This window comes from Bacillus infantis (assembly GCF_008180445.1).
GTDB lineage: Bacteria > Bacillota > Bacilli > Bacillales > Cytobacillaceae > Bacillus_AB > Bacillus_AB infantis_B.
This window is the reverse complement of record NZ_VTER01000007.1, coordinates 143766-169695: the sequence shown is the minus strand read 5'-3', so window position 1 is coordinate 169695 and position 25930 is coordinate 143766. Positions and strand designations below refer to the sequence as shown.

Sequence of the window (25930 nt, the reverse complement as noted above, 5' to 3'; positions counted from 1 at the left end):
CGGTTATGCGATTGTCTTATTTCTTTGCTTTCTTTTCCTCAAGGTTGTTAATCTTGTTTCCCTTATCTTCTGGCAAGAATCACTACATGCCCGTTGTGTCTTTCTGTGTGGTCTAAACTTACTATTGCAGACTTCACATTCACAAGCTTCCTTTAAATTCTTCTCTAAACTATACTCGATGGTTTCTCCAAAGCTTCCCCATAAAGTATCCTTATAGGCACTATCTTCAATCCCATACAGATATTCAATTAACATGTCAGCAACATTAACTGGGTTAGGATCAATCTTTAACAATTCACCCTTAACATACTTATAGAAATACTGTTTCCCTTTCTTCTTATTATCGTCAACCTTGATGAAGTCCTTTTTCTCTTTGTTGAGGCTATTGTATTTTTCAATTACCTCATCATTAATTTGAACCTTTTTCTTTCTCATCAACATTCTGTAATCGAATTTACCACCTGAAACTTTACGGAAGTAAATATTCTTGTTCGGAATAATATCTTCCAGCCTGTTCACTGTACTGTTGGTCTTTTCTTCTGTCTTAGCTTTCTTTACAACTCTCCCTACCTTCTTATTCTTCCTCTTATCATATTTGAAGTAATAAGGAAGCTTCATGTTGACATACTCTTTCACTTTTTCATCAACATGCGGTGGCCTTGTTAATCGGAAGAGGGTTTTTGCAAAGTCGATTTCAAAATTCACTTCCATACACATCCACTTAATTACATCTAAATCAGGCTTTTCAGATCCCCACACCTTTGTAATATTGTTTGATACTTCTCCTATTGCTCCATTAGTATCAAACGCTGCCTTTAAACCTTCATAGATATTTTCCTCATTAATTTCAACAGCTTTTGCTTTCTCCATCTCATAGTACAAAGGTACAATGTTATCGTTCTTCATGTTCCTCTCTGCTACTTCAATGAGTTTTCTGTCCTTATGCTCACTCAGCACTAATACCTTATCACCGTCCCAATCGCACTGGATTAATTTGGACAAGAGGCTTTCATTGGACACGTAGAGGGCATCTGTTTTGAAATATTCACTTTTGTCCACATTATTTTTCAATCCCCATTCACGGCTTAAATGAGGTGCTCTGAGTATACCTACCCTTCCTTCATCATGCATTTTGCAATAAACTTCATCTTCGTTAAGTAACGGTTTAGCTTTTCCTTTGAATAAGTACTCTGAGAAACTGTATAAGTCAGGAATGATAAATGTGAATGATCCATTGACATTTAACTTTCCTGTTCTAGCCTCATTCACAAGTGACTTTTTCTTGGTCTTAATCGTTTCCTTAGAGTACTTGTCATTTAATAACTCAGGGTACATCATTAGGGCTTTCTGCAGACTTCCCTTGCGGTCATTTCCACTAGTAGCTCCCAATACCTTCAGCATTGTTTCCTGGCTCTCACCGATGCTTAAAATGTCCTTAGAAGTCGATGCAGCAATCTCTTCTAATTCAGCATCAGTAACATCCGTTAAACTCTGGAGCATCTGATAACTGATTTTACCTTCATTTAATTCGTCTTCCTCTTCATTTAACTTAGCAGCCTTGCAACCAAACTTTTCAAACCTGTCTTGATAATCTTTCCAAGAATCGAAGTAAGAGTGCATTTTCCATTGCGACTTAGTAAAAATGATTGATATTTCTTCTTTAATCACATCATGAGTCACACCGTCAATATCCTTCACATATCGGCCATGTTGAGCAAAGTCATAGCTTGCCAATAATCCTTTAACATAAGGCAACCTAACCATGAAATTCTTCTTTGATACAGAAGGTAAGATCATCCCACATCCATCAGTAGCAGTAATTGGAATAGATTTAGGTACATTCGGATCAATCTCATATGTTTCCCGGTTTATGTAATCCACTTCAGATTTAACTACTAATTCCATATCATCAACACAGATAGCTTTTCTAATATCAAAGTCTTCCCATTCTTCTGAAGCTGAGAAGATTAAAGCTTTGTACGCAAGTAACTTATTTACATTACAGCCGCCTTTTTCATTTATCTCATCCAACGTAAGTCCACATGTTAAGGAATTAATGTGCTCTAACCAAGCATCCTCCCTGATCCAGACTCCCCGTTTTTGTCTAATTTGGCCAGCAGATGAACTTAGATAAATATACTTTTGTCCTGATGCATCATAAAATCCGTCTTTAATTAATCCCTCTAATACCTTTTCGTGATAGGACTGGATAACCATTATCTCTTTTGACAGCTCATCTTTCTCTAATCCAAGTGTCCTTGTTAACACAGAGGAAAAGACAGAGATAATATTATTCTTTCTTAATTCTTCAATCCTAAGTGCTCTAACTCCCTTGTGAGCATCAATCAATTTGTATAAATCTATTTTTAACTGGTTCATTCCCTTTTCAATTTCTGATCCATGAATGACCCTTTTAATTTCTGCGTTGAGTTCTTTCTTCATTAAACGGATCTTACTCTTGCTTAATGAATTATCTTTCTTCAAATTATCCTTGCGATACCTTAAATGTTTCTTATAACTCTTTAAAGTTTGATACCTTTTGAAAATTTTATATTCCTCATCTGTAAAAAACGAATGGGTACCTAACGAAAAAATATATACCTGATTTTCTAAAGCTTTTGACATTTAACATTCTCCTTCACATGTGTAATTGTATAAATTTAAACTGACCAAATTATGTACAAATTTTTCAAGTTCATCGGAATGAGCAAACTTGTTTTGCGCATTCTAATACTGGTTCTGATATGTATCTGAAACTGAATCTGATATGTATATGGTATGTATCTAATTATTACTCTTATTAGTCTGTAATTTATCCCGGAAAATGTTCCAAGTTATCTCGGAAAAAAGGGATTATTATCTAGGTATTTTTTCTATGTATCTAGGAATTATTTCTTCACATCTCGGAAATTTTACAACTAAGCGTTTTGAGTTAAATTCGACCTATGTTCCTCACAAAATTTATCAATCTCATCTTGCCTCAAAAAGTAGTGATTATTGTACTTAGTGAAGAGTAATTGTTCTTGCCCATGCTTATTGTCACCGTACCCATGACCCACTTCATGCTTATCAATTTTTAAAAACTTCCACTTTTTCAGTAAAGTGTTGTATTTAATAATCGTCTTAACAGTTATTCCTAAATCCTCTGCTGCTGTTTCCTCTGCAACAAAGCAGTATTGTTTAGACCAATCTTTAGCATTTATGTAGGACTTATAGTAATAAAGCATCCTTACACCAACATGACCAGCAACCTGAATAACTTCTCGATTCAGCACATTGGTAGGTAATTGTGTGAAGAAACCACGTTTCTTATTTAATTCTGGAATGACTAATTCATTCAGTGTTATTTCTAGGCCGTTTTTTCTAGGTAATGATTTAATCTCATTGGTAATAATCTTCTTTTCACACAATCCTTGGAGATGCTTTTTAAACGTCTTATTATCCTCAAGGAAGAGGTAGTACATTATAGATTTGTGATCTACCTTGAAAGTTAGCTTCTTTTCTCCTTTCTGTGCGTAATAACTCTGAATCAATTTGGCAAGTAGGATAAACTCACCAGAAGTAAATTTACTGCTGCGTATTACCAGAATCTTCGCTGATCATTACTGATTGCTGTTGTTATGTACTTGATTCCTTTGGCCTTTATTTTGTTTTTAAGTGCAAAATCATAGCAGAAGAATAATTGGTCTTTTGTCATTTGTTTTCACCTCCCTCAAAGTCCTGTGTTAGTTTATTTCTTATTGCGAAATTATTTCGTAATTGATTTAAATTGTCCTCACCCCTTTCAAGGTCAATCTCATTGACTAGAAGCCTCTAAGACATTTCAGCTTTCTATATGAATTATTCATATAGGACTTGCTTGCGAAATTATTTCGCCTGCCACATATGAATTATTCATATATGCCTTTTTAGAATAAGAATTATTCATACTCTAAAATGAATCACAATTCACGAATAACAGGTAGAAGCAACGTTCTGCGTACATTTTCTGTTGACTCTGATTAAATCAGATGCTAAAATAGGGTCAACAAGTTGTTATTAGTTTAATTTTTATTAGATTTTCAAAGAACAATAGATCAGCACCCCATATTTGAGGGATAGGGATTATACCCAAACCTGATGCAAGAATTGTTTGCATCAGCTTTAAAAGGTAGCAATAAAACGTAGCCACCTGATTGAATTATCAAGTACCCCTGCCCGTCTAATTATACGGCAAGGTACCTCAAATTTGTGACACCCTAAAAAATGAATATGCAAAACTAAGACATCACCAAAAAGGAATGTCTATTTGACGTTCGCTCACTTTTTTTGCTGTCCACTTCTTATTATATCAGTTTATTTATTTTTGACAACCAAGTTTTGTAAATTTATAGTTTATTTTGTATTAAGTAGTTTGAACCATGCTTTGATGTATTCTTTATGTAGGTTTCTTTTCAGATTTGAATAATTCCTATCTGATTCTAATCGGTGCCCCGGGGCACCAACATACCCATAATACTCTCTATAAGCCTTCTCAGCCTTATGCTGACTCAATTTAACTACTCCCATGGCAATTCCCCTTATTATGAAGGAAGCACCCTAAAGTGCCCCCTCACAGTCTTATGTAACCCTCAGATTACATGTCTACTTTAACTGATGTTGGGATAATACGCCCTCCACCGCCTGGATCTGCAGTGTGCGTATCATTGTTTCCAAGAATACCTACAGACCCAGCAAGGATTAAAGCTGCTGCTACGATTTTAATTACATTCTTCTTCATTATTAATCACCCCCTTTCAAGCTCCAAGTAATATTACGCACTAAGAGCTTTTAACACGTATTCTTTAACTCCAACACTCTTTAAGGCTTTGATAGGAATTTGAATAAACAATCTTTCCCCGGCCTTTTTGAAGTGCTCAATTGACTTGTACAGCATCGAAACATCATTGAATAGCAATGACCTATAGTACCAGTGGAAGCCCTTCTGGTGCTCTGTCAGGGCTTCTATATCGGTGTATTCTAGAATCTCCATAGCCTGTTCCCTGTTGTTTAATTTAATCTGATAGAATAGCTCATTGCTTTCTGTTCCATCTGAAATGTAAGCATCTAACTTGTCCCAATATATAGCAGCAAAATTCATACTCTGACGGATTTCATTTTCTGTTTTTTGATTAGCATATTCGAGAGCGAGGTTAAAATACTTCACAGCTTTGTTGTAGTCCTTCATGATGTACGAGTTTCCAATCTGCAGATAAACAGCACTCTTAGTAGGATCATGTGCATTCTCTAATTGAAAGCCTGAAGATAGGACTTGAGCTAACTTGTCCGTATGGAGATTAATATCCACCTTAATTCTAAATATCCTTCCCTCATAGGCGTTCCTGAGGAATGGATTCTTTATGAGTTTTAATTCATGTTCAATCTGAGGTAATGCACAGTCAATCATATGGATATTCCTCATGTCGTAATAACAGTATATTTGAGCTATCCTTTGATATACTCTAGCCTCCACTTTCTTAACCGTCCTGGAGAAAAGAGTATCAATCCCTTCACATAGAGGCAGATTTCCCATAGCAATATCATCATCCGTACTATAAACAAAGTACCAATCCATTGTTTCTTGCTTAGTGCTGCTTTTCATCTTATTGAGCAAAATCCTTTTAATGTAGTACAGGTGATGAAGGGTTGCGTATTCAAGGAGTAATCGGCATGTTAACCTGTCTGGATTCAACTGCATTGCAAATCGTACTAATAACTGCTGATAATCGCTTGGAAAAAGGTACTGGACAACTTTTATAAATCCGTCAATCTTTTCAATATCCTTTGATTCATCCTGAAGGATCTTCCTGAAATTTCCTCCAGTAGAATAACCACTCATTTCTGCTAGTTTAGTCGCTAATCCATAATTCAAATCCAGCTCATTAACAATCATTTGCCGAAGTGATTTCTCCACTTAATTTCCCCCTTCACCCATTTACCTTAATTCCATGAAACTTTACCGCCTAAAGCTTTTACATACTGCTCAAGGCGGATACGTCCTAGCCAGCTTGTAGAAATATACCCGTATTCCTTGTCATATTTAAAAGCACCGATAACTTCATCATCATCTTTGATGGTAAATTCAACCGAGTACTTGTTTTCTTTAGCGGATACAGGTTTATAAGTCTCGTTCTCAAGCTGCCCTTTGATTAGATCAGTAAACTTGTCTGATGTAAGTTCTTTCAGAGCATCGAAATCGACAGTTCCATTAGCAATAATTTGATCAGTATTCATCTTATTCACTCCTTTTTAAGTGGGAGAGAGAAGTCAACTCCCCCCCACTATTCAGATATTTAAAGATAATTGAGTATCAAACAATATCACCAATGTAACTGTCGTCATAAATTTCATCGTGTGTGTAAGGATCAAACGCTGCTAACTCAACTTCGTGAAACTCATTTACTGTTGCTTCGATTTGCTGACCATTTGACAAGACAAGAATTAATTTACCGCCAATAAGTGTTTGCGGATGAAGATTTACTTTGCTTTCCCCAGCAGACATTTGAGTAAGTGTACTAACATTTAAAGTAACCGTTCCGTTTAATAGAGTATTCATTTATGTAACTCTCCCTTTGAGTTAGATTTTTTGGTGAGGTAGCACTGAATATCGTGCAGCCTCTAGTTTTAATTAGTGAGGCAAACTGCTCTACACTTTTTTAATTCTGGAACCGTTCACTGGCATAATTCCAAGGCTACCTTCTGGACAGTATTCGTATACTTTTGTTAGGTAATCATGGAAAGATGCTTTAAGTATCATTTCTTTTGCTTCCTCTAACTGCTGCTCTTCATCCACTTTCTTGATGTGTGTAGCTAGGTATATCCTTTTATCCCCCTCCACGTAAAGCAAGCTGGATTCACTTGTAGGATAGACTCTGGATAGGTTGAGCGTGTATTCCGTGAAGAATAGTGCGTGATCATCGTCTAGCATTAAGCAATTGTAGGCTTGATACATGTTGTCTTCCATGATGAGTACCTTGTTTAACAGCGTCACTTCTTAACCTCCTATGTTTGACTTCGAGTTCTTTTTGTTCGACTTGTTGTACTTCCTGTACTTAATATACAACACGCTAAATCAGTTGTAAATACTTTTACGTAAAAAATATTTGAGATATCGAACATTTAGTCAGCAATGTGATATAATTTATCTGTAATCAGTTATTGTTGTTGAGGTGGGAAAATGACGGAGATTAAAAAGAGAAAGAAACCAGAAACAATTCGTCCATCGTATAAGCCAATGGAAATCACACTTATTAAAAGGGATAAGACAAGAAGTCATCTTAGAAATGAGTTAGGTATCTCACCATCAACCCTTGCAAAGATGAGCAGCAATGAATATGTTGCTTTAGATGTAATTGGCCTAATTTGCGAATACTTAAGTTGTACAATTGGAGAAGTAGTTGAGTTTGTAGAAATTGACGGTCAATAATGATCGTCTTTTTTTTATCTATATATGGTACAAAGTTCTTGCATTTGGTTTTGGTTTTTGGCTTGATGGGTGCGAAAGTAAGGAAAACGGATTTGAACGAAGATTGGCTACCTGCTAACGAGACATAAAAAAAAGAATCGTTAGCAAGCAGCAGACGATTCGTTTCTTGATGGTATGCATCAAGTTAAGGTATCCGGTATATCACGCCCTATTAATCGTCAGAGTTTCCTCTGAACAAGCCTACTGTTTCAAGTAGCCCTCACAGGTTCTGATAACGCAAAATTGCGTTCTCATATTTATGGCTTGTCCTACAGCGTCCGTAAACGCTCTACCCTTCCTTCGACAGCACTAAGGTAGCTTTCACCATTCGGACAACAGAACGCAATAGGGAGCGTTTAAACGTGTCCTATCCCCACTTTATGCAAAGGCTGGGTCATTACCTGACGATGGTTATTTATAGTCGATTTATCGGCAACCTCGACTGGATTACCCTAAAAAAGACAATAAGTAAATAAGCCTTGCATCATCTAAATTTTTTAGATAAAATGAGGTTAGGGTATATTCCGTATGCAATTGTATATGGGGTAACAATCAGAACCGAGAGTCACTGTGGGGACAGTAGGCTCTCTTTTTTTGTGCTTTTTTAGATATTCATCAACGGGCTGCTCTTTATCGCTTTCTCTGATAGCTGCTCTAGTGTCATTGATGATAGATACCGTTGTGTTATTTCTACAGAGCTATGACCCAGAAGCATACTAAGACTATGCAAATCTAATCCATTCTTACCAGACAAACTTTGAACAGAATAGAAATGTCTGAAACTGTGTGGGCTTACCCTTTTATTAGCTATCCCAACCCGCCTTCCAGCTTCTTTAATGATATTAAATAAGGCTACATGTGACAGACAACTTCCTGTGTATGTAAGAAAGTAATGGTCATCTGATGTAGGCCTGTCAGCAAAGTACTCCTTTTTCAGACGCTCATATCTAATTAGAATCTTCTTTAACTTTGGACTGATAAAAACAGTCCTCTCTTTATTTCCCTTACCGTTCACCAATAAAGTTGTAGCATTGACATTTGATGTCTTTAGCCCTCTTATCTCCATTGATCTGAGGCCACAATCAGCAAGCATAGCAACGATTGCCTTATTCCTGACTTCTAGGTAGTCTTTATTAGAAAACGCCTCTATCATGCTCTGTACCTCTTTAGGAGTGAACCCTTTTAGTACCTTTTTAGGGACTTTCGGACGTTCGACTTTTTTCATAAGATTTTCAGCCAAATAACCCTCATTATGACACCAGTTAAAAAAGGCGGTAATCATCTTATGCATGGAAACAATACTCGAAGGTTGAAGACCTGCTTTCTGCTTTTCACGGAAATGGGCTTTTAAATCAAATGCGGTTATACTTTCCAACTCAGTGATGCCTCGTTTTTCTTTTAGGAATCGTTTTAATTGTTTGTATTCCTGAAGCTTATTTTTCATCGTCTTAGCTGTAAATCCTTTGGCTAAACAATGATATTCATACTCCTCAAGAGCATCTTCCAACAACAAAAAAACCACTCTCCCTATGAATCATTCTCATAGAAAAAGTGGTCTTATGTAGTCTGGCGAAGGATTAAGTAAAATCAGGGCAAATTTATGTAGAAAGATTAAGTCTACAACTCAATTGCTGAGTAATATTTGTCCTAATTTAACTTAAAAATCGTCTTCAAACCGTTGATATTACTGACTTTTACTTGCCGGACTGCTTGTTCATGGCAGACATCATCTGATTGATTTTCTTCTGGGATGGTTTCATGCCCATTTGCATCATCATCATTTTAAGCATTTGTTCGTTGATTGGCGGATTTTTCTTTAAGTAGCTCATCATATATTTACGAGCGATGAAAAATCCTAGTGCTACACCGGCGATCAATGCCAGTATACCAACTAGAATAACGTCCCACATTCAAAACTTCCTCCTTCATGTTGTCTATCATACAGTGTACTAAACCAAAGGTTATTATACAATATTTGCACCTGTTTTTCCCCTATTTAAATAAATTTTCTTTCTTTGATCGGCTTCAGCCAGCCAAAGCGCCTGTTGGTCATATCAACCGCCAGATAAGAGGATTCATTTTTCCGGAGGATTTCAAAGAACACCGTTTCTGCATCATAATTCCCATGTGATTCAATCACTAAACATCGGTCATAGATTTCAAGCCGCGCCGAACTGTTTTTTCCGTTTCGGATTACATAGGCCCCCTGATCGGCTGATGCTCCTTTTTTCCTTGAAAGCTGCTGTGTAAGATACTGGTGAAGCCTGAGGGCGGGGATCGGCCTTGTGATAAACTCAATCTGGCGTGACAGGATCGATCTCAGCTCTCCCTTCGAACGGCTGTATTCCTGAAAGAGCTGGTAGAACATCCGCTCTCTGCCGAAATAATGGGAAGCAAATTCGTCTTCTATTAAATAAAGCTGATAGGTTCTCACCAACATCTCCTCCAATATCTTCTATATTGCTTCAAGTATAAGGGAACAGAATCAGTTACTTTGTCTTTCAGCGTCAAAAAAGGGCACTAATTTTGTCGAACAGGCTTATTTGCGTACAAATTATATAAAAAATAAAAATATTCAATCTATTATAAGGAAATAAAAAAGAGAGCGTACTCTGACGCTCTCTTTATACCCTTTACAGAAGGGCCTTTAAACGTGCAACCACGTTTTCTACTGCGAAGCCGTACTCTTCGATAATCTTCTCGCCTGGTGCAGATGCGCCGAATGTATCGATCGCCAATACTTCGCCTTCATCACCGGCATAACGGTGCCAGCCAAGTGAAGAGCCCATTTCAATGGCAAGGCGCTTCTTGACAGCTTTCGGAATGACGCTTTCTTTATATTCCTTGGACTGTGCTTCAAAGCGGTCCCATGCAGGCATGGAAACAACAGCTGCATCGATGCCTTCTTTCTTCAGGGCTTCCTGAGCTTTTACAGCCAGATGCACTTCAGATCCGGAAGCAAGCAGCAGGGCATCTGCCTGATCTTTGCCAGCCGGTGAGACAACATAAGCCCCTTTAGATACGCCTTCATACGCGTTTTTGTCTGTATCCTGGAGGGTAGGCAGGTTTTGGCGCGTCAGCACAAGAGCTGTCGGCTTATCCTGTGATTCTACCGCCACTTTCCAGGCAGCTGAGGTTTCATTGCCATCAGCCGGGCGGATGACAGACAGATTAGGCATCGCACGAAGTGATGCAAGCTGTTCAACCGGCTCGTGTGTAGGGCCGTCCTCACCAACAGCGATGCTGTCATGCGTGAATACATAAGTAACAGGCAGACCCATCAGGGCAGCTAAGCGGATTGCCGGGCGAAGATAGTCAGAGAATACGAAGAATGTTCCTCCGAATACCTTTAAGCCTCCATGAAGGGCCATACCGTTTAGGGCGGCACCCATGGCGAATTCCCTTACGCCGAACCAGATGTTGCGGCCTTCGAATGAAGCAGGGGTAAAGTCGCCTGAGCCTTTGATCATCGTTTTGTTTGAACCGGCAAGGTCAGCAGACCCGCCGATGAAGAACGGAAGATTCTGCGCGATTGCGTTCAGTGCTTCGCCTGAAGAAGCGCGGCTTGCCAGGCTTGAGCCTGTTTCGTATACTGGAATATCCTTATCCCATCCTTCTGGAAGCTCGCCTTTCATTGCTCCTTGAAGCTGGGCGCCGAGCTCAGGGAAGTCCTGCTTGTAGTTTTCAAGCATAGAGTTCCATTCCTGCTCAGTCTTTTCTCCGCGTTCTGCGATATGCTTCTTGAAGTGGCTGTACACTTCATCCGGAACATGGAAATCTTCTTCAAAAGTCCACTTGTAAGCTTCCTTCGTCAGCTTCAGCTCATCTGCACCAAGCGGTGCGCCGTGAACATCTGATTTCCCGGATTTGTTAGGTGAGCCGAATCCGATGACCGTTTTTACTTCAATCATAGTCGGATGGTCAAGGTCGCCTCTTGCTTCCTCAAGCGCTTTCGCCACTTCGTGAAGATCATTGCCGTCTTCAACACGGATATACTGCCAGCCGTAAGATTTGAACCTTTGCTCCACACTTTCAGAGAAAGAGCGGTCAAGGTCGCCGTCAAGGGAGATATCATTTGAATCATAAAGGACAACGAGCTTGCCAAGCTTCAGGTGGCCTGCAAGCGATGCCGCTTCAGCAGATACACCTTCCATAAGGTCACCGTCGCCGCAAATGCTGTATGTAAAGTGGTCGACTACATTATACTTGTCTTTATTATAGACGGCTGCCAGGTGGCGCTCAGCCATGGCCATGCCGACTGCCATTGAGATTCCCTGTCCAAGCGGACCAGTTGTCGCGTCAACGCCCTTTGTATGTTTGTATTCAGGGTGGCCGGGAGTCTTGCTTCCCCATTGGCGGAATTCTTTCAGGTCATCGATCGTGAGACCATAGCCTGATAGATGAAGCAGGCTGTATAGAAGCATGGAACCATGTCCTGCAGATAGGACAAAACGGTCGCGGTTAAACCACTCAGGATTGGCCGGGTTATGGTTCATGAAACGGCTCCAGAGTGTGTACGCCATAGGAGCTGCCCCCATAGGCATGCCAGGGTGGCCGGAGTTTGCTTTTTCAATAGCATCGATAGATAGAGTTCTGATCGAGCTTATGGACAAATCATCGATAGATTCAAACATATACTACATCCTCTCTTTAAAAAAATCCTGCTCAATTAATTTTATAGCGGCTCTTTATTTTACACAACTGAGAAGCTTCTGTATATCTTGTGCATTTTGGAAACCTGTATGTAAAAAAGAACCAAAAAATAAATCCAAAAAGGAACACAGTTTGTTGTATTCCTTTTTGGCCTGATGCATTAATGAAGGCGCTTCTTCTCGTCCTCACGCAGCTTTTTTATCTTTTTCGGTGTAACATCATTCCCCTTTGGATCCATGATGGTGACACCTTTTAAGGTTGTGAGCATATTGGAACGGAATGTCTGCAGATATTCGCTGCGAAGCTTTGTCTGTTCCTTTGCCTCTTCATTCGTCAGCCCTGCGGTCTTAGCTTTGTTTGCCAGCTCATTGATTCTGGCCATTTTATCTTTAGGCAGCATAATAACGCTCCTTTTTCATTCATTTCATTTGGCTTTCCCTAGTCGTCTTCCCCTTTGGACCCTGGTCTAAACGGCCGGAGAATATATCAAATGTTACTATAAAAAAAAGCGTTTGCCAAGGCAAACACTCTTACTCTTCCTGTGCATCTATGTATTCCTGATAGCGCCTGTGCACCGTCGCCTTGGAAATGGGATAGCCGAAGCCCCTCAGAGTAGCCGCGATCTCTGAAAATGTCAGCCTGCTGGCTCTCAGGCGGACAATTTCTTCTATTGGAACTTCGATCCGCTCCCTTCCAGAGTGCTCCCCCAGATTCTTCAGGTTCTTCTCTGGCCTGAACCCTTTGTCCACTGCCCTTTTCATGCCTCTTTTGATCTTGATATTATGCAGCTTGCGCTGATATTCTTCCACCATCGAGACGATATTAAGAACCATGGAATCTGATTCGGAAAGCTGCAGCTCACCATTGTGGGAAATGCTGTAGAGCACAGCGCCCTCTTTATATATGAAGTGAAGCAGGGCGATTTTGGCATTGCCCCTTCCGAGCCTCGTTTCATCCTGGATAAGGACCGCTTTGATGCCTTCATCCTTTATAAGATCAAGAAGCTCGAGCACACCGTCCCTCTCCAGGTCGTACCCGCTGGCCTGTTCCCTGATGATTGCGGCTACTTCAAAGCCTTTTTCCCCGGCAAGCGCAGTCAGTTCCTCCTCCTGCCTTTCCAGGGATGTTTCCTGCGTTTCTTTTGTTGTCGATACCCTGCAATAGATTACTGCTTTCATATATGCTCCTTTATGTCATTCACCTGCAAAGTTCTGCAGATCATCCTGCAGCTGCCTTGTATGTCTGTCTGCTTTAACCGGGATCATAATCTGCTCCCCCGCTTGGATTGCACTGCCGGCGATTCCATTCTCCTCTTCCACCCACATCACAAAGTCTTCTGCAGACAGCTTATGCTTGTCCGAAAATTGCTGAGACAGCCCCCATAATGTATCTCCTTCGTCTACCGTCACCTTTATGTAGTCTTCTTCACCGAAAATTTTATCGTATCCGGCAAGCAGCAAAGCCGCCCCAAAGCTTAAAACGATAAGTATAATAGCATATGAGTATTGATTCCACAATTTTTTCATACAAGACACCCCGCCGTAAGAATATATGTTCGCATTTCGTTAAATTCATTATAAACCGAACATGCGTTTTCCGTCAACAAAAATTCGAACTTATGTTTGTATCTGTTCCGGGTACATGCTATAATTTAATCAATAATAACCATACGGGGTGCGAATACATGGCTAAAATATCAAAAAGGCAGCAGGATATACTTGAATTTATCAAGGAAGAAGTGAAAGCGAAGGGCTATCCCCCTTCAGTCAGGGAAATCGGGGAAGCAGTCGGCCTGGCCTCCAGCTCGACTGTGCATGGGCATCTTGCCCGCCTCGAAAGCAAAGGGATGATCAGAAGGGATCCGACAAAGCCGCGCGCAATTGAAATCCTGGAGCTTGATGAAACATCTCACATCCCTAGGAATAATGTCGTCAACGTTCCTATTCTCGGGAAGGTTACAGCAGGACAGCCGATCACTGCGATTGAAAATGTGGAAGAGTTCTTCCCGCTTCCTGAAAGCATGGCACCGGCAGCAGAACAGGTCTTCATGCTTGAAATCATGGGTGAAAGTATGATTGAAGCCGGCATCCTTGACGGAGACTATGTCATCGTCCGCCAGCAGCAGTCAGCCAACAATGGCGATATCGTCGTTGCAATGACAGATGAGGATGAAGCAACTGTCAAGCGTTTCTTCAAGGAAAGGGATTATATCAGGCTTCAGCCTGAAAACTCTACAATGGAGCCTATCATTCTCAGGAATGTTTCCATTCTTGGCAAGGTCATTGGCGTATACCGCCATATCCACTGATTATATGATTCTCTCAGCCCGGGCCCTTTGCCGCCTGGGCTGTTTTCTGCCCGAAAAGCCCTGCAGGCACTAGAATAGTCGCATATATACTGCTTATTTTTTCCTGAAGAGTACATATGTACCATTCTTTATAGACTGAAAATTCAGTCGATTTATGCATATCTTTCCCCTCCCGGTCTGTTATATAATAGAGACAGCACCATGATTGACCTAAGGTCGCTCCAAAAATTCCGGCTTTAGGAGTGTGAGGCAAATGTGGCAGCATGTCGTCTTCGCAATATTCATTGGTGGCCTTGTCGGCGCGGTTGGGCATCTTAAGAAACACGGGAAGCTGATCATGCCGAAAAGAACAAAGCAATTCATCTATCTCGGCTTTTTGGAGGAAATGGTATTAGGATCACTCGCCTCCGCGCTGCTTGTACTTTCATCAGATGCAAGCTCCCTCTTGAAGGTAGCATTCCTGTCCATGCTGGCAGGACTTGGCGGTGAAGCTCTGATCCGCAGCCTTGACCTCATCAGGGCCGAAAAGAAATGAAACAGGAGGAAATGCAGAAGCTATGCTTAAAACAGCAAAAGTAAAGACGTAAGAAGCCTCTCCCTGGAAATTGGGCAGAGGCTTTTTTTATGTCTGAAACTGTAAACAATCCTCTGCATTTTAGTAACCTTTCTGTAATTCTTTTGAGGAGAAGTGAAGGTAATATAAGGATAGCAAGTGACTACAACTTATTGGAGGCTTTAAAATGAAAAAGTTATTATCCATCCTGCTGGCTGCTGCCGCCCTGTTTACATTCAGTCTTGGCGCCTCCGCCAAATCCGCGAGCGGAGATTTAAGCAGCAAGAAAGCAGCCGAACTGGCACAGAGCGCACGTGTACACCACTGGAATGCTATGAATGGACATATCCCATCTAAGAAGAATACAGCCTGCCCCATCAGAACTTTTCAGTACAAAGGGACAGAATATCGCTATCTCTGCAGTGAAATCAATACGAAAGCAAAGCTGACCAAGTACCTTAATGAATCTTTCACCTTGAACGCGATTGATAAAGGCTACAAGAAATACAGATTCATTGAGTATAAGGGAAAAATGGCACAGCCGAATGCCGATGGCGGCAGCCTGCTGGAATGGAATAAAGCTAAGGCTAAGCTGATCTATTCCAGGAAAGATATCCGCCAGTTTGAATTCACGGTGCCTTACGGCGAAAAGCAGCATGAAAAGAAAAAGGTTACGTTTGTAAAGGTACGCGGGAAGTGGCAGATCAATGCTTTTGATGCGGTGAGATAGTTTAAGAAAGAAAAGGGAAATGCCTTGGACTTTTGTTCAAGGCATTTCCCTTTTTTCCTGGCAGCGCTGTTTGTTTATGACCACTTGGAATATCTGCAGCCCACATTAAACCAGGAATCATAAACCTAACGCATTTATTTTGATCCCGAATGTGCCAATGCCAATTAATTCGCCTTCTTCCCCCAGCAGGGGATATCCTACTATGTAATGCGTGTGTACTTCATTGTTATATTCATATTCTGCAAATGTTCCTGATGTTTCTTTTGTATCCAGTACTCTTTGTTTGAGAGATATCAATTTTTGGGAATCAATGCAAAAACTTAATTCATCATCCCTGGCACCGATAAACTGATTAACTTCCTTCTGATTGGCCGAATCAAAAATCCATGTATATCTCAGCTCAAGGTCACTGTGTGCAAGCATGCATTTCGTTTGCGTAAACACCTCTTGAAAGGCGGCTAAATCAGACAATAAAAGCGAAGGGTTTATATCTAAAACCTTAGCAAGGTTCCTGCTTATATCTACACTGGGATTTCTTGTACCAGATTCGATCTGCGAATAATAGGCCCGGTCGATAAAAATCGAGTCTGCCACGTCCGCTTGAGTCATGTTCTTGCTTTTCCTAAGTGTGATCAGCCAGTCGCGCTTCATCTCATTCCTCCTCTTTCCCATAATAAAGCCCTTCTGAAGAAATGAGAAGGGCTGGTCATGGTTGAATGTGCTATTTTAATAAAAATTTTTGCTGCAATCTGCCGACCTTTCATTGGAATCCAAATCTTGATTGAGATAAAAAAATCTTTCCATAGGAATCTCTTCGCAACTGCAGCCAATTTTCCTTTTGATATGGTCATTCAGCGCACATTCTATATCTCCCACAGAAAAATTCATTCTAACATGGCAATGTGCATGTGCAAGATGATCAGTAAAGCTTTTTGCCAGCTGATCCAGGTGATAGATATGATCATCGAGTACCTTTTCCTCTGAGTAAACTTCTGCTTTGATGATGTTTGATTTCATCTCGTCAGATAGTACATGATCTTCCTGAGAAAAATCAGCAGGAGTGCTGGCCCTTTTTTCATCAATGATAATCATCCGATAAGTTCTATTATCTAAAAAAATATCCCAAGCTTCCAGTTCAGTTAAATTCAGTATCCTGCCAAAGTGCATGCACATAACCTCCCTATAGAATTTTAGGTTTGTCTGTCTTCAATCCTTTTAGAAACGGTGTCCATCCCCTCTTGAGAAAGGAATGCCACTATATAGAGCAAAGGCTATAAAAATTTCCCAACCCTCTTGATATTCCTGTTATTTAAATATCAGGTTATAATTGTATAAATTATACAGTTGGGAGAGAAGTAATTGAAGAAATTTTTAACTATTCTACTAGTAATGCTATTTTTAAGTTCAGGATGTTCTAATGAAAATAATAAAGAAGACCTTCCTGCTGTAAGCCACAATTCTACAGAAGAACTGAAAACCTGGTCGCCTACATCTCACACAGCTATAGAACTGGATGGGAAGTCTTTAAATTTATATGGAGAATTAGGAAAGTATGCCCTTTCTCCGGATATATTCAGAGTAGATACCGAAGGATTGCACACTTGGTATTTGTGGGTGACACCAGAAGAAAAAAAGGAAATGCTGCATAAGAAAGTTACAATTAAGGGGATTAGCGAGAAAGATAAAAACGAGGAAATATACCTTGCAGACACCAAGGTGGTTGATTTGTCCAGCGCTGAAAAACAAAAAATGCCCTATTCGGAAAATGCACTAAAATTTATAGCAAATATTACTCCAGTCAGGGAAGGACGCTGGAAAATAAACGCGTATGTGGACAACTCATTACTCGGAACTACGGTCACCGAGGCACAGCCGAAGTAAGGATCGATCCGGCCCTTTAATCTTAAAAGGGCTCTTTTTGTGAATAAAAAAAGCTCTTTCGGATACGAAGGTTTTTTCATTAAAATAAAAAAGATTGTGCCGATTGAAAGTGACAATCCGAAGGAATATAAACATCACAATGAAAATATTAAATGTCTTATCGCAGTGCAAAAAGTTTATGCTTCTAACAGTCAATGAAATGACATATTCATTATCCTAAACAGCAGGTGTGCGGCAAGCCTCCCTCGACTATAATTTGATTTATTTCTGATAAAGAATGAAAAAAGAGGACAAGATTTGAATCTGTCCTCTTTTTTCTATATAAAGTGAAAAGTCAACGATTTAGAGTAGTAAATCGTTCCAAGTGTTAAAAAAGGCTTAGTTAGATTATTTATCCAGCCGTTGCATAAGCACTGAAGCTTTCAGGACCGACTCTTACTGTTCCGACTGCCGATGCAGTAATGTAGGCTCGATAGACTAGTTGTCCATTTGCTGGCTTAGGCGGATTAAAATCTGCTCCATTGAAGCTAATGACTTGAGGGCCTAAAATTTCTAAACTCAACTGCTGTTCAGCACTATAAACAGTTGTTAGACCAGTTTCTTCAGTACCCCTTACAACTTCAATTGTAACTGATGTTAAAACAGGGAGCAGTGGTAACTGAACGGCTATAGTACCGTTGAAGTTAACCCTGATAATCCCAGGAGGTTGTTGTCCAACTTGAAGACCCACGCCTCCAAACAATGATTCAGTTCCTACAAGGATAGGAACTGCTGATGAATTGGCAAGACTAGCATTTTGACTAGTGCGACCGTCTAAAAAAATCCCCATATTGTTCACCACCTTTCTAATTTTATTCTATGCAAGTCCCAATAAGGCGGATTGGGTTAAGACTATAAAACAAAAACCTATTTTTAAGTATTTTTTTGAATCACAGCATTCGATTTAAACACCTATTCACAATGATCTTTAGGGATTCGGCTGATACCCAGCACCTAAAAAGATTAAGTACATACTCTAAAATAAGGTAATGTAATCCAATTTTTTTCTGCCAAATTACTATTAACTCTTAGCTAAGTTAAAAGGGAGATAAATAATATGAAGGATTATAAAAACATAAACAGTGATCAATTATGAAAATATTGATTGTATCCTATTATCCGCAACCCTCAGTAGGAGGCATTTGGACGTACGTGTCCAAGCTGGTTAATCGATTACGCTCACTTAATCATGAGGTGTCTATCCTTAGCATGAATATCCAAACGTATAATTACAGAATTCATGACAGGATTGAAGAGCTTACTGAACAGAGTGCCTTTTCTTCTAGTGAAATCCTAAAAGCATATCCAGATTACAAGCCGGATAGCTTTATATTCCAGACAGAGGTATATCGGTACTCTCTTTATAATGCTGCTAAATATTACGGTCTGGAAGACTATGATCTCATTTATGCTCAAGATGTCATGTCAGCAGGAGTAATCGGGAGAATTAAACCTTCTAAAGTCCCCATGGTAATGAGCGCACATGGATATTTGCTAGGTGAAATTTTATTTTATCTTAAGAGTAAATTTCCAAATGCCTCAGATGAAACTCTCCAAAAAACTGAAGTATACAATTTTTTTCAATCTCTTGAAAAGCTGGGGTATCATTACTGTGATATGATTCATTCCCAATCCCAATGGATGAGGGAGCTGATAGTAAACGGCTCACAAGTTCCGGAAGAAAAAGTTGTTTTATTCCCTTACGGAGTAGATACAAGCAGCATTCTTGAAACATTTGAAACCAGTGAGAAGTTGGATACTGGAGGAAAGAAAGTCATTATATTCACAGGCAGGCTTGTATACTTAAAAGGCGTGAACATCCTCATATCAGCTCTTGGCTTGCTGGATAAGGAAAGGCAGGATTGGGAGTGCTGGATTTTGGGGGACGGCGAGGAAAAAACTAATTTGGAACAACAGTGCAGCAACCTTGGGATTACCAGTTCAGTAAAGTTTTTTGGAAACGTCAAGAATGTTTTTCCTTACCTGAAAAGTGCTGATATTTTTGTCCTTCCAGGATTGCAGGACACCCAGCCTCATTCAGTCATGGAAGCACAGTTAGCCGGGCTTCCAGTTATCGTAAGTGATGCTACTGGTCTCCCCGAAATGGTTCAGCATCAGATAAACGGATTTATTTTTCGGGCTCATAACATTGAGGCTTTGAAAATGCAGCTTCATTTTCTCCTGGATGACGAGCAAACAAGGCGTGAGTTCGGTGAACAGTCCATCCGATGGGCATTGAATAATTGGGACTATAATGAGATGGCAGAAAATATCCTTACAATGTTCACTCAAGCAATCTCAAAAAGTCAGTTTGGTTCATAAACATTTTACATTTTACTAGCAAGTTTCCTATTTCTATTTTAAATAATTATATATTTAGATTTTGGGGAGTAAGGGTTAGTGGTATATGAGTAGATGGCTGCACAGTGAAAGAAGATTGTATTTGCTGCGAAAAAGGCAATACTTGCTGCTCGTATATTATAGTTTTTTTCATGCAGAGACAGCATTAATGATTTTTCAGAGGAAATATTGAACCCACCCATAAATGGGTGGGTTGAAATTGGACTTTTATTAATTACCATTCAGCATATTCTTTTAACAATTACTTTGTGAATTGTCTTATTTTTTCGCAAGAGGATTATTTCACTCTAAGGCGATGGCCAACATATATGGTATAGCTGCCATCAAGATTATTCCATTGCCTGATTTGATTTACTGTACTGCCGTATCTCTTGCTTAATCCATACACCGTATCGCCTGCAACAACTGTGTGAAAGACTGCAGTGGCTTTCTTAGGAAGATTAAAGCACTTCACGATTCCATTCACATGGCCGAGGGCAATTGACTCTAAGAAAGATGCTGACTTCAACTTAGCTGCATCATTAACATTATCAATGAACCCATTCTCCGTTAATAGTGCCGGCATATTCGATTCCCTGAGCACATGAAAATTCCCGCTTTTCTTTCCCCGATCAGCAAAATTGACCAGCTTCAGAACTTCTGCATGAATGGTGGACTGATAGGTAGAAGTTTGGGAACCGGCACCAGGATAAATGTAGTCCTCATAACCTGTGCCGCCTCCGGCGTTGACATGTATGGACAGGAAAAAATCTGCCCCCCAGGCATTCGCTTTGCTTGTCCGTTCATTAAGTGTCGGGAGGGTATCACCAGTACGGCTCAACAAGATGGAAACATTGTCATATTCTGATGTCAATATATTTTTAATTCTTCTGGCAATTTGAAGCGTCAGGTTTTTCTCCTGCAGACTATTTCCTGCTGCTCCTGAATCTGTACCCCCATGACCCGGATCAATAAAAATCTTTACCATTAATATCACCTCATTATGATTTATGCTTCTATTCAAAAACTGCTTGTACAATACCCCACTTCACTAAAAATCTCATATAAATCTTCTTTTCAAGCCAAAATAAATAAGCCGCCAGCAGGCGGCCATTTCTAATAAATATATTTCTGGCAGAGGCTAACATTTGAGAATGCATGAAATAAAAAACCCCTAAATACCAATGGTATCAAGGGGCACAAACTATTAATACATCTGCAGGTACTGCTCGCGCTCCCAAGGGTGAACTTGTGTGCGGAACATATCCCACTCAATTTCCTTCGCTTCGATGAAGTGTTCGAAGATGTGCTCGCCAAGGGCTGAAACCATGATTTCATTGCTCTTCAGCTGGTCAAGAGCCTGGGCAAGTGTTGCCGGAAGGTCTTCGATGCCTTCTGCGACGCGCTCTTCTTTGTTCATTACATAGATATTGCGGTCGACCGGTGCAGGAGGAGTCAGTTTGTTCTTGATTCCATCAAGTCCTGCTTTTAACAGTACAGCCATAGCCAGGTATGGGTTTGCTGCCGGGTCAACGCTGCGGACCTCAACACGTGTGCTCATGCCGCGTGATGCCGGGATGCGGATCAGCGGTGAACGGTTCCTTGCAGACCATGCCACATAGCAAGGTGCTTCATAGCCTGGAACAAGGCGCTTGTATGAGTTCACTGTCGGGTTTGTTACAGCTGTGAAAGCTGGAGCGTGCTTGATGATGCCGGCGATGAATTGGCGGGCAGTGTCGCTCAGCTCAAGGTTTCCAGTAGTATCATAGAAAGAGTTCTCGCCTTCATTGAACAGGGACATATTGCAGTGCATCCCTGATCCGTTTACGCCGAACAATGGCTTCGGCATGAATGTTGCGTGCAGGCCGTGCTTGCGGGCGATCGTTTTGACAACAAGCTTGAATGTCTGGATCTGGTCACATGCAGTCAGTGCATCTGCATATTTAAAGTCGATTTCATGCTGTCCTGGAGCCACTTCATGGTGGGAAGCTTCGATTTCAAAGCCCATTTCTTCAAGCTCAAGCACGATGTCGCGGCGGCAGTTCTCGCCAAGGTCTGTCGGCGCAAGGTCGAAGTAGCCTCCGTTATCGTTCAGTTCAAGAGTAGGTTCGCCCTGCTGGTCAAGCTTGAACAGGAAGAACTCAGGCTCAGGTCCGAGGTTGAAGTTTGTGAAGCCTAATTCCTTCATCTCATCAAGGATCCTTCTCAGATTGTTGCGCGGATCGCCATCGAATGGAGTCATATCCGGATTATAGATATCGCAGATCAGGCGGGCAACCTTGCCTTTTTCAGCTGTCCAAGGGAATACAACCCAAGTGCTGAGATCAGGATAAAGAAGCATATCTGATTCCTCGATGCGGACGAAGCCTTCGATGGAAGAGCCGTCGAACATCATTTTGTTGTCGAGCGCTTTTTCAAGCTGGGAAATCGGGATTTCCACGTTTTTGATTGTTCCGAGGATATCCGTAAATTGAAGTCGGATAAATTTTACGTTTTCTTCTTCAGCAATACGTTTAATGTCATCTTTAGTGTAGTTAGCCATTAGTTTTTCCTCCCTTAGGACACATCAATTTTATTTAATGGAAAAAGCGGGACATATCTCCCTGGCGGAGTGAATGCCGGTTGAATCGGCCGGCCTGCATCATTTCCTGCCTCAGGAGCTTTCTCAATTCATCATCAGACAAATCGCGCCTTACTTTTTCTGCTTGCTGCTGTACTTCAGCTGATAATGTTTGTTCCTGCATGGCGAATAATTGCTTGATTCCCGCCATATTGACTCCCTGATCGATCAAATCCTTGATCTCCAGGAGCTTATCAATATCGTTCAAGGAAAAAAGCCGTCTATTTCCGTCAGTTCGTGCTGGAGAAATCAATTGGTGCTCTTCGTAATAGCGGATCTGCCTGGCCGTCAGCTCAGTCAGCTGCATTACAGTCCCAATTGGAAATAGCGGCATGGAACGGCGTATTTCACTGCCTTTCATCCGATTTCTCCTCCTTTTCAATCATTCTTGTGTTTATTATATGTAATGTCAGATTTGTTGTCAACCTTATGTAAGGTTTTATAACATCAAAACACAAAAAATTTTCACTGATAAAAATTAAAAAGGACAGCCATGCTGCCCTTTTATATATTCACCTATTAAAGTTGTATTAAACCTTTTTTTGCTAAAGAGCTGATGGCTGTGCAAATGGCAATTTTTACATGCGAATAAGTGAGGCCGCCCTGGACATAGGCAACATACGGCGGACGGGTCGGTCCGTCGGCGGTAAGCTCGATGCTTGCACCCTGGATGAATGTGCCTGCAGCCATGATCACGTCATCCTCATAGCCCGGCATATAAGCAGGATACGGGGTGACATGTGAATTGATGGGAGATGCGTATTGAATGGCCTGGCAGAATGCCACCATCTTATCACGGTCATCGAACTGGACGGATTGAATCAGGTCCGTCCTCTCCGCATCCCATTTTGGCGAAGAATTCATCCCGAGCATTTCAAGCAGCGCCGCTGTGAATACTGCCCCTTTAAGTGCCTGGCCGGCAACATGCGGAGCAAGGAAGAAGCCCTGGTACATCTCCTGGAGACTGTAAAGTGAGGCTCCCGCTTCCGCTCCGATCCCGGGCGAGGTCATTCTGTAGGAGCATGCCTCAACCAGTTCCTTTTTGCCGACAATATAGCCGCCGGTCTTGGCAAGGCCGCCGCCTGGATTCTTGATGAGGGATCCGGCCATCAGATCAGCGCCCACATGGCAGGGCTCCAATTCCTCGATGAATTCCCCATAGCAGTTGTCCACAAACACAACCACATCCGGCTTGATTTCTTTTACAAACTGTATCATTTCCCTGATTTGGTCAATTGTAAATGAAGGCCTTACAGCATAGCCTTTGGACCGCTGAATCCCGATCATCTTTGTATTCGGCTTAATGGCGCCCCTGACAGCTTCAAAATCCACATAGCCATCCACACCTAGCGGAACGCTGCTGTAGCTTATGCCGAATTCCTTCAGAGAGCCTGTCCCTTTGCCCCTGATGCCGACGATTTCTTCAAGAGTATCATAAGGCTTACCGGTCATATAAAGCAGTTCATCCCCTGGGCGGAGGATGCCGAAAAGAGCGGTGGAGATGGCGTGTGTTCCTGAGATGATCTGCGGCCTTACAAGACCCGCTTCCCCTCCGAACACTCTCGCATATACTTCTTCGAGTGTATCCCGGCCGATATCATCATAGCCGTACCCGGTCGAAGGAATGAAATGAGAATCGCTTACCTTATAATGCTGGAAGCTTTCCAGCACCCTGAACTGGTTGGCTTCAATCCTTTGGTCAATCTTCTTATGAACGGATGCAATTTTTTCTTCTGCCTGTGAAGCCAGTTCTTGAATCCGGCTTCCGTATTCTAAATGCTGAAACATGCTGTTCTCCAATCCAAGAGCCGGAGGGTTCATCCCCTCCGGCCTTTTTATACTGTGTATTTGTTTAATTCTCCTGTGATCTGGTGATCTTCAAGGGCGTATCCTTTGCAGAGGTAGACCTCTGTCTCTTCCTGGAATGAGAGCTCCCTCAATATCGTCTCATTTTTGAGCTGAGACAGGAGCCTTCCTTCAGTTGACGGGATTTCCACTTGATAAGGCTTCATCATGCCCAGGACCAGCTCCTCGATTTTCCGCTTCAGCATGCTGCGGTCCTGATCCGCAAATGCGCTGATCACAACGGATTCGGTCTTAGCTGAAGGAACGAAATCCGGATGCACCTGGTCACTTTTATTATAAACCGCCAGCTGCGGGATGTGCTGGATATCAAGATCCTCGAGCAGCTTGTTCACCGTTTTTTCATGCTGGAAATAATCCGGATTTGATGAATCGATGACATGGAGCAGCAGATCTGCTTCACTCACTTCCTCAAGCGTCGACCTGAAGGCCGCAACAAGCGTTGTCGGCAGATCCTGAATGAACCCGACCGTGTCGGTTGCCAGCGCCAGATAGCCGCTTGGGAGGATGAGCTTCCTTGTCATCGGATCAAGCGTCGCAAAGAGCTGGTTTTCTTCAAAGGATTCAGCTTCGGCAAGCCGGTTGAACAGAGTCGATTTCCCGGCATTCGTGTAGCCGACAAGGGCGATCTGGAACGCTTTATTTTTTTTGCGGCGCTCGCGGTATCTGTCCCTGTGCTGCACAATGACTGAAAGCTGGGACTTGATATCATCAATTTTCCTGCGGATATGGCGGCGGTCGGATTCAAGCTTCGTTTCCCCCGGCCCCCTTGTCCCGATTCCCGCACCAAGCCTGGAAAGCTGGATACCCTGCCCGCCAAGCCTTGGGAGCAGATACTGCAGCTGGGCAAGCTCAACCTGCAGCTTCCCTTCCTTCGACCTTGCCCGCTGTGCGAAAATATCAAGGATCAGCTGAGTCCGGTCAATGACCCTGCTGTTCACCTCGTTGGAAACATTCCTGACCTGGCTTGGTGAAAGCTCATCATTAAAAATGATCAGGTCTGCTCCAACCTCTTCCTCAAGCATCTTTAATTCTTCAACCTTGCCTTTTCCTATATATGTAGAAGGATGGATTCTTTCTCTTTTCTGGGACAGCTCGGCAAGCACCTTGCCGTCGGCTGTTTCTGTTAATGAGGCAAGCTCTTCCATTGAATACTGGAAATGCCTGTCGTCCTCGCCAGTCTGGCAGCCTACGAGAATGACCCTTTCGAATTCCGCTTTATTTTCCAAGTAATCCCTCTTTTCTGTATAAGTCTTCAAACTTAATCACGTACAGCTGACCTTCAAATATCATACCAAAAATATGCTTTCCATCCTACTATTTTCACCAGCAAAAGCCCTTTAAAACCCTTCTGTTTCTTATTCTTTTCCGCTGCTGGAAAATAAAGATTGAAAAATCATATTTGCATGTTAAAATCATATTTGGTTTGAATAGAATTTTTTGCAGGGAAACACGCAAAA

The 25930-nt window shown here is 41.5% G+C and carries 30 protein-coding genes; 6 read left to right on the top strand and 24 right to left on the bottom strand.

Features of this window, described 5'->3' with window-relative positions:
• Positions 1–3: 3 nt before the first annotated feature.
• The 7 genes from FZD51_RS14855 to FZD51_RS14830 all read right to left on the bottom strand — a co-directional run bounded on the left by FZD51_RS14855 (position 4) and on the right by FZD51_RS14830 (position 7009).
• Positions 4–2625 (bottom strand): hypothetical protein, encoded by a 2622-nt coding sequence (locus FZD51_RS14855; RefSeq protein WP_148975491.1) that lies wholly within the window; start codon positions 2623–2625, stop codon positions 4–6.
• A 293-nt stretch (positions 2626–2918) separates the two neighbouring features.
• Positions 2919–3464: a hypothetical protein gene (locus FZD51_RS14850; RefSeq protein ID WP_148975490.1), complete on the bottom strand. Its 546-nt coding sequence runs from the start codon at positions 3462–3464 to the stop codon at positions 2919–2921.
• A gap of 1151 nt (positions 3465–4615) precedes the next feature.
• Positions 4616–4759, bottom strand: coding sequence for a hypothetical protein (locus tag FZD51_RS26225; protein WP_187445775.1), 144 nt, complete (start codon positions 4757–4759; stop codon positions 4616–4618).
• Positions 4760–4792: 33 nt separating this feature from the next.
• Positions 4793–5932: an AimR family lysis-lysogeny pheromone receptor gene (locus tag FZD51_RS14845; RefSeq protein WP_148975489.1), complete on the bottom strand. Its 1140-nt coding sequence runs from the start codon at positions 5930–5932 to the stop codon at positions 4793–4795.
• Between the two features lie 26 nt (positions 5933–5958).
• On the bottom strand, positions 5959–6252 hold the full coding sequence (locus FZD51_RS14840) for a hypothetical protein (protein ID WP_148975488.1): 294 nt from the start codon (positions 6250–6252) through the stop codon (positions 5959–5961).
• Positions 6253–6328: 76 nt separating this feature from the next.
• On the bottom strand, positions 6329–6574 hold the full coding sequence (locus tag FZD51_RS14835) for a hypothetical protein (RefSeq protein ID WP_148975487.1): 246 nt from the start codon (positions 6572–6574) through the stop codon (positions 6329–6331).
• A gap of 90 nt (positions 6575–6664) precedes the next feature.
• Positions 6665–7009 carry a hypothetical protein gene (locus tag FZD51_RS14830; protein WP_148975486.1) on the bottom strand — a complete coding sequence of 115 codons (345 nt, stop codon included), beginning with the start codon at positions 7007–7009 and terminating at the stop codon, positions 6665–6667.
• A 186-nt stretch (positions 7010–7195) separates the two neighbouring features.
• Between FZD51_RS14830 and FZD51_RS14825 the strand changes: the two genes are divergently transcribed.
• Positions 7196–7444, top strand: coding sequence for a helix-turn-helix domain-containing protein (locus FZD51_RS14825; protein ID WP_148975485.1), 249 nt, complete (start codon positions 7196–7198; stop codon positions 7442–7444).
• Between the two features lie 643 nt (positions 7445–8087).
• On the opposite strand, the gene FZD51_RS14820 is transcribed toward FZD51_RS14825, so the two are convergent.
• The 7 genes from FZD51_RS14820 to yneA all read right to left on the bottom strand — a co-directional run bounded on the left by FZD51_RS14820 (position 8088) and on the right by yneA (position 13662).
• Positions 8088–8996, bottom strand: a complete 909-nt coding sequence (locus FZD51_RS14820) for a tyrosine-type recombinase/integrase (RefSeq protein ID WP_148975484.1) — start codon at positions 8994–8996, stop codon at positions 8088–8090.
• Between the two features lie 181 nt (positions 8997–9177).
• Positions 9178–9393, bottom strand: coding sequence for a YneF family protein (locus tag FZD51_RS14815; RefSeq protein WP_009790944.1), 216 nt, complete (start codon positions 9391–9393; stop codon positions 9178–9180).
• 86 nt (positions 9394–9479) lie between these two features.
• On the bottom strand, positions 9480–9917 hold the full coding sequence (sirA, locus tag FZD51_RS14810) for a sporulation inhibitor of replication protein SirA (protein ID WP_148975483.1): 438 nt from the start codon (positions 9915–9917) through the stop codon (positions 9480–9482).
• 199 nt (positions 9918–10116) lie between these two features.
• Positions 10117–12117, bottom strand: coding sequence for a transketolase (gene tkt, locus FZD51_RS14805; RefSeq protein ID WP_148975482.1), 2001 nt, complete (start codon positions 12115–12117; stop codon positions 10117–10119).
• A 179-nt stretch (positions 12118–12296) separates the two neighbouring features.
• Positions 12297–12536: a DUF896 domain-containing protein gene (locus FZD51_RS14800; protein ID WP_009791601.1), complete on the bottom strand. Its 240-nt coding sequence runs from the start codon at positions 12534–12536 to the stop codon at positions 12297–12299.
• Between the two features lie 130 nt (positions 12537–12666).
• A complete protein-coding gene (locus FZD51_RS14795; RefSeq protein ID WP_148975481.1) occupies positions 12667–13314 on the bottom strand; it encodes a YneB family resolvase-like protein in 648 nt (215 codons plus the stop codon).
• 15 nt (positions 13315–13329) lie between these two features.
• A complete protein-coding gene (gene yneA, locus FZD51_RS14790) occupies positions 13330–13662 on the bottom strand; it encodes a cell division suppressor protein YneA (protein ID WP_148975480.1) in 333 nt (110 codons plus the stop codon).
• A 158-nt stretch (positions 13663–13820) separates the two neighbouring features.
• On the opposite strand from yneA, the gene lexA reads away from it, so the two are divergent.
• Complete coding sequence (gene lexA / locus FZD51_RS14785; RefSeq protein WP_009791598.1) at positions 13821–14444, top strand: transcriptional repressor LexA; 624 nt, start codon at positions 13821–13823, stop codon at positions 14442–14444.
• A gap of 13 nt (positions 14445–14457) precedes the next feature.
• On the opposite strand, the gene FZD51_RS26220 is transcribed toward lexA, so the two are convergent.
• The gene (locus tag FZD51_RS26220) at positions 14458–14604 is read right to left on the bottom strand and encodes a hypothetical protein (protein WP_187445773.1); all 147 of its coding nucleotides are present in this window, start codon (positions 14602–14604) and stop codon (positions 14458–14460) included.
• A gap of 93 nt (positions 14605–14697) precedes the next feature.
• On the opposite strand from FZD51_RS26220, the gene FZD51_RS14780 reads away from it, so the two are divergent.
• Both FZD51_RS14780 and FZD51_RS14775 read left to right on the top strand, forming a co-directional pair.
• Positions 14698–14979, top strand: coding sequence for a DUF4257 domain-containing protein (locus FZD51_RS14780; protein WP_094767396.1), 282 nt, complete (start codon positions 14698–14700; stop codon positions 14977–14979).
• A 205-nt stretch (positions 14980–15184) separates the two neighbouring features.
• Complete coding sequence (locus FZD51_RS14775) at positions 15185–15727, top strand: IseA DL-endopeptidase inhibitor family protein (protein ID WP_148975479.1); 543 nt, start codon at positions 15185–15187, stop codon at positions 15725–15727.
• 117 nt (positions 15728–15844) lie between these two features.
• Here FZD51_RS14775 and FZD51_RS14770 read toward each other — a convergent pair whose 3' ends face one another.
• Together FZD51_RS14770 and FZD51_RS14765 are read right to left on the bottom strand one after the other, a co-directional pair.
• Positions 15845–16378 (bottom strand): helix-turn-helix domain-containing protein, encoded by a 534-nt coding sequence (locus FZD51_RS14770; RefSeq protein ID WP_148975478.1) that lies wholly within the window; start codon positions 16376–16378, stop codon positions 15845–15847.
• A gap of 75 nt (positions 16379–16453) precedes the next feature.
• Complete coding sequence (locus tag FZD51_RS14765) at positions 16454–16894, bottom strand: hypothetical protein (RefSeq protein WP_148975477.1); 441 nt, start codon at positions 16892–16894, stop codon at positions 16454–16456.
• A gap of 192 nt (positions 16895–17086) precedes the next feature.
• On the opposite strand from FZD51_RS14765, the gene FZD51_RS14760 reads away from it, so the two are divergent.
• Positions 17087–17608 carry a hypothetical protein gene (locus FZD51_RS14760; RefSeq protein ID WP_148975476.1) on the top strand — a complete coding sequence of 174 codons (522 nt, stop codon included), beginning with the start codon at positions 17087–17089 and terminating at the stop codon, positions 17606–17608.
• A gap of 391 nt (positions 17609–17999) precedes the next feature.
• On the opposite strand, the gene FZD51_RS14755 is transcribed toward FZD51_RS14760, so the two are convergent.
• Positions 18000–18437 (bottom strand): hypothetical protein, encoded by a 438-nt coding sequence (locus FZD51_RS14755; protein ID WP_148975475.1) that lies wholly within the window; start codon positions 18435–18437, stop codon positions 18000–18002.
• Positions 18438–18739: 302 nt separating this feature from the next.
• Between FZD51_RS14755 and FZD51_RS14750 the strand changes: the two genes are divergently transcribed.
• Positions 18740–19969 (top strand): glycosyltransferase family 4 protein, encoded by a 1230-nt coding sequence (locus FZD51_RS14750; protein WP_148975474.1) that lies wholly within the window; start codon positions 18740–18742, stop codon positions 19967–19969.
• Positions 19970–20285: 316 nt separating this feature from the next.
• Here FZD51_RS14750 and FZD51_RS14745 read toward each other — a convergent pair whose 3' ends face one another.
• The 6 genes from FZD51_RS14745 to hflX all read right to left on the bottom strand — a co-directional run bounded on the left by FZD51_RS14745 (position 20286) and on the right by hflX (position 25699).
• Positions 20286–20975 (bottom strand): N-acetylmuramoyl-L-alanine amidase, encoded by a 690-nt coding sequence (locus FZD51_RS14745; protein WP_148975473.1) that lies wholly within the window; start codon positions 20973–20975, stop codon positions 20286–20288.
• 28 nt (positions 20976–21003) lie between these two features.
• Positions 21004–21147 carry a hypothetical protein gene (locus tag FZD51_RS26215; RefSeq protein ID WP_187445772.1) on the bottom strand — a complete coding sequence of 48 codons (144 nt, stop codon included), beginning with the start codon at positions 21145–21147 and terminating at the stop codon, positions 21004–21006.
• A gap of 47 nt (positions 21148–21194) precedes the next feature.
• Positions 21195–22529, bottom strand: a complete 1335-nt coding sequence (gene glnA, locus FZD51_RS14740; RefSeq protein ID WP_148975472.1) for a type I glutamate--ammonia ligase — start codon at positions 22527–22529, stop codon at positions 21195–21197.
• Between the two features lie 34 nt (positions 22530–22563).
• Complete coding sequence (locus FZD51_RS14735) at positions 22564–22968, bottom strand: MerR family transcriptional regulator (RefSeq protein ID WP_009791586.1); 405 nt, start codon at positions 22966–22968, stop codon at positions 22564–22566.
• A gap of 158 nt (positions 22969–23126) precedes the next feature.
• Positions 23127–24395, bottom strand: a complete 1269-nt coding sequence (locus tag FZD51_RS14730) for a methionine gamma-lyase family protein (RefSeq protein WP_148975471.1) — start codon at positions 24393–24395, stop codon at positions 23127–23129.
• 47 nt (positions 24396–24442) lie between these two features.
• Entirely contained in the window at positions 24443–25699 is a 1257-nt protein-coding gene (gene hflX / locus FZD51_RS14725; RefSeq protein WP_148975470.1) for a GTPase HflX, read from the bottom strand.
• Between the last annotated feature and the right edge of the window lie 231 nt (positions 25700–25930).

What these genes read in the sequence shown, in the direction of transcription:
- yneA (WP_148975480.1), bottom strand. Translation starts at nt 13,662, where the DNA reads ATGAAAAAATTGTGGAATCAATACTCATATGCTATTATACTTATCGTT.
- FZD51_RS14835 (WP_148975487.1), bottom strand. Translation starts at nt 6,574, where the DNA reads ATGAATACTCTATTAAACGGAACGGTTACTTTAAATGTTAGTACACTT.
- FZD51_RS14825 (WP_148975485.1), top strand. Translation starts at nt 7,196, where the DNA reads ATGACGGAGATTAAAAAGAGAAAGAAACCAGAAACAATTCGTCCATCG.
- FZD51_RS14780 (WP_094767396.1), top strand. Translation starts at nt 14,698, where the DNA reads ATGTGGCAGCATGTCGTCTTCGCAATATTCATTGGTGGCCTTGTCGGC.
- lexA (WP_009791598.1), top strand. Translation starts at nt 13,821, where the DNA reads ATGGCTAAAATATCAAAAAGGCAGCAGGATATACTTGAATTTATCAAG.
- FZD51_RS14855 (WP_148975491.1), bottom strand. Translation starts at nt 2,625, where the DNA reads ATGTCAAAAGCTTTAGAAAATCAGGTATATATTTTTTCGTTAGGTACC.
- FZD51_RS14745 (WP_148975473.1), bottom strand. Translation starts at nt 20,975, where the DNA reads ATGGTAAAGATTTTTATTGATCCGGGTCATGGGGGTACAGATTCAGGA.
- tkt (WP_148975482.1), bottom strand. Translation starts at nt 12,117, where the DNA reads ATGTTTGAATCTATCGATGATTTGTCCATAAGCTCGATCAGAACTCTA.
- FZD51_RS14795 (WP_148975481.1), bottom strand. Translation starts at nt 13,314, where the DNA reads ATGAAAGCAGTAATCTATTGCAGGGTATCGACAACAAAAGAAACGCAG.
- FZD51_RS14750 (WP_148975474.1), top strand. Translation starts at nt 18,740, where the DNA reads ATGAAAATATTGATTGTATCCTATTATCCGCAACCCTCAGTAGGAGGC.
- FZD51_RS14770 (WP_148975478.1), bottom strand. Translation starts at nt 16,378, where the DNA reads ATGAAGCGCGACTGGCTGATCACACTTAGGAAAAGCAAGAACATGACT.
- glnA (WP_148975472.1), bottom strand. Translation starts at nt 22,529, where the DNA reads ATGGCTAACTACACTAAAGATGACATTAAACGTATTGCTGAAGAAGAA.
- FZD51_RS26215 (WP_187445772.1), bottom strand. Translation starts at nt 21,147, where the DNA reads ATGCATTCTCAAATGTTAGCCTCTGCCAGAAATATATTTATTAGAAAT.
- FZD51_RS14755 (WP_148975475.1), bottom strand. Translation starts at nt 18,437, where the DNA reads ATGGGGATTTTTTTAGACGGTCGCACTAGTCAAAATGCTAGTCTTGCC.
- FZD51_RS14735 (WP_009791586.1), bottom strand. Translation starts at nt 22,968, where the DNA reads ATGAAAGGCAGTGAAATACGCCGTTCCATGCCGCTATTTCCAATTGGG.
- FZD51_RS14765 (WP_148975477.1), bottom strand. Translation starts at nt 16,894, where the DNA reads ATGCACTTTGGCAGGATACTGAATTTAACTGAACTGGAAGCTTGGGAT.
- FZD51_RS14840 (WP_148975488.1), bottom strand. Translation starts at nt 6,252, where the DNA reads ATGAATACTGATCAAATTATTGCTAATGGAACTGTCGATTTCGATGCT.
- FZD51_RS14850 (WP_148975490.1), bottom strand. Translation starts at nt 3,464, where the DNA reads ATGTACTACCTCTTCCTTGAGGATAATAAGACGTTTAAAAAGCATCTC.
- FZD51_RS14730 (WP_148975471.1), bottom strand. Translation starts at nt 24,395, where the DNA reads ATGTTTCAGCATTTAGAATACGGAAGCCGGATTCAAGAACTGGCTTCA.
- FZD51_RS14815 (WP_009790944.1), bottom strand. Translation starts at nt 9,393, where the DNA reads ATGTGGGACGTTATTCTAGTTGGTATACTGGCATTGATCGCCGGTGTA.
- FZD51_RS14775 (WP_148975479.1), top strand. Translation starts at nt 15,185, where the DNA reads ATGAAAAAGTTATTATCCATCCTGCTGGCTGCTGCCGCCCTGTTTACA.
- FZD51_RS26225 (WP_187445775.1), bottom strand. Translation starts at nt 4,759, where the DNA reads ATGAAGAAGAATGTAATTAAAATCGTAGCAGCAGCTTTAATCCTTGCT.
- FZD51_RS26220 (WP_187445773.1), bottom strand. Translation starts at nt 14,604, where the DNA reads ATGCATAAATCGACTGAATTTTCAGTCTATAAAGAATGGTACATATGT.
- FZD51_RS14800 (WP_009791601.1), bottom strand. Translation starts at nt 12,536, where the DNA reads ATGCTGCCTAAAGATAAAATGGCCAGAATCAATGAGCTGGCAAACAAA.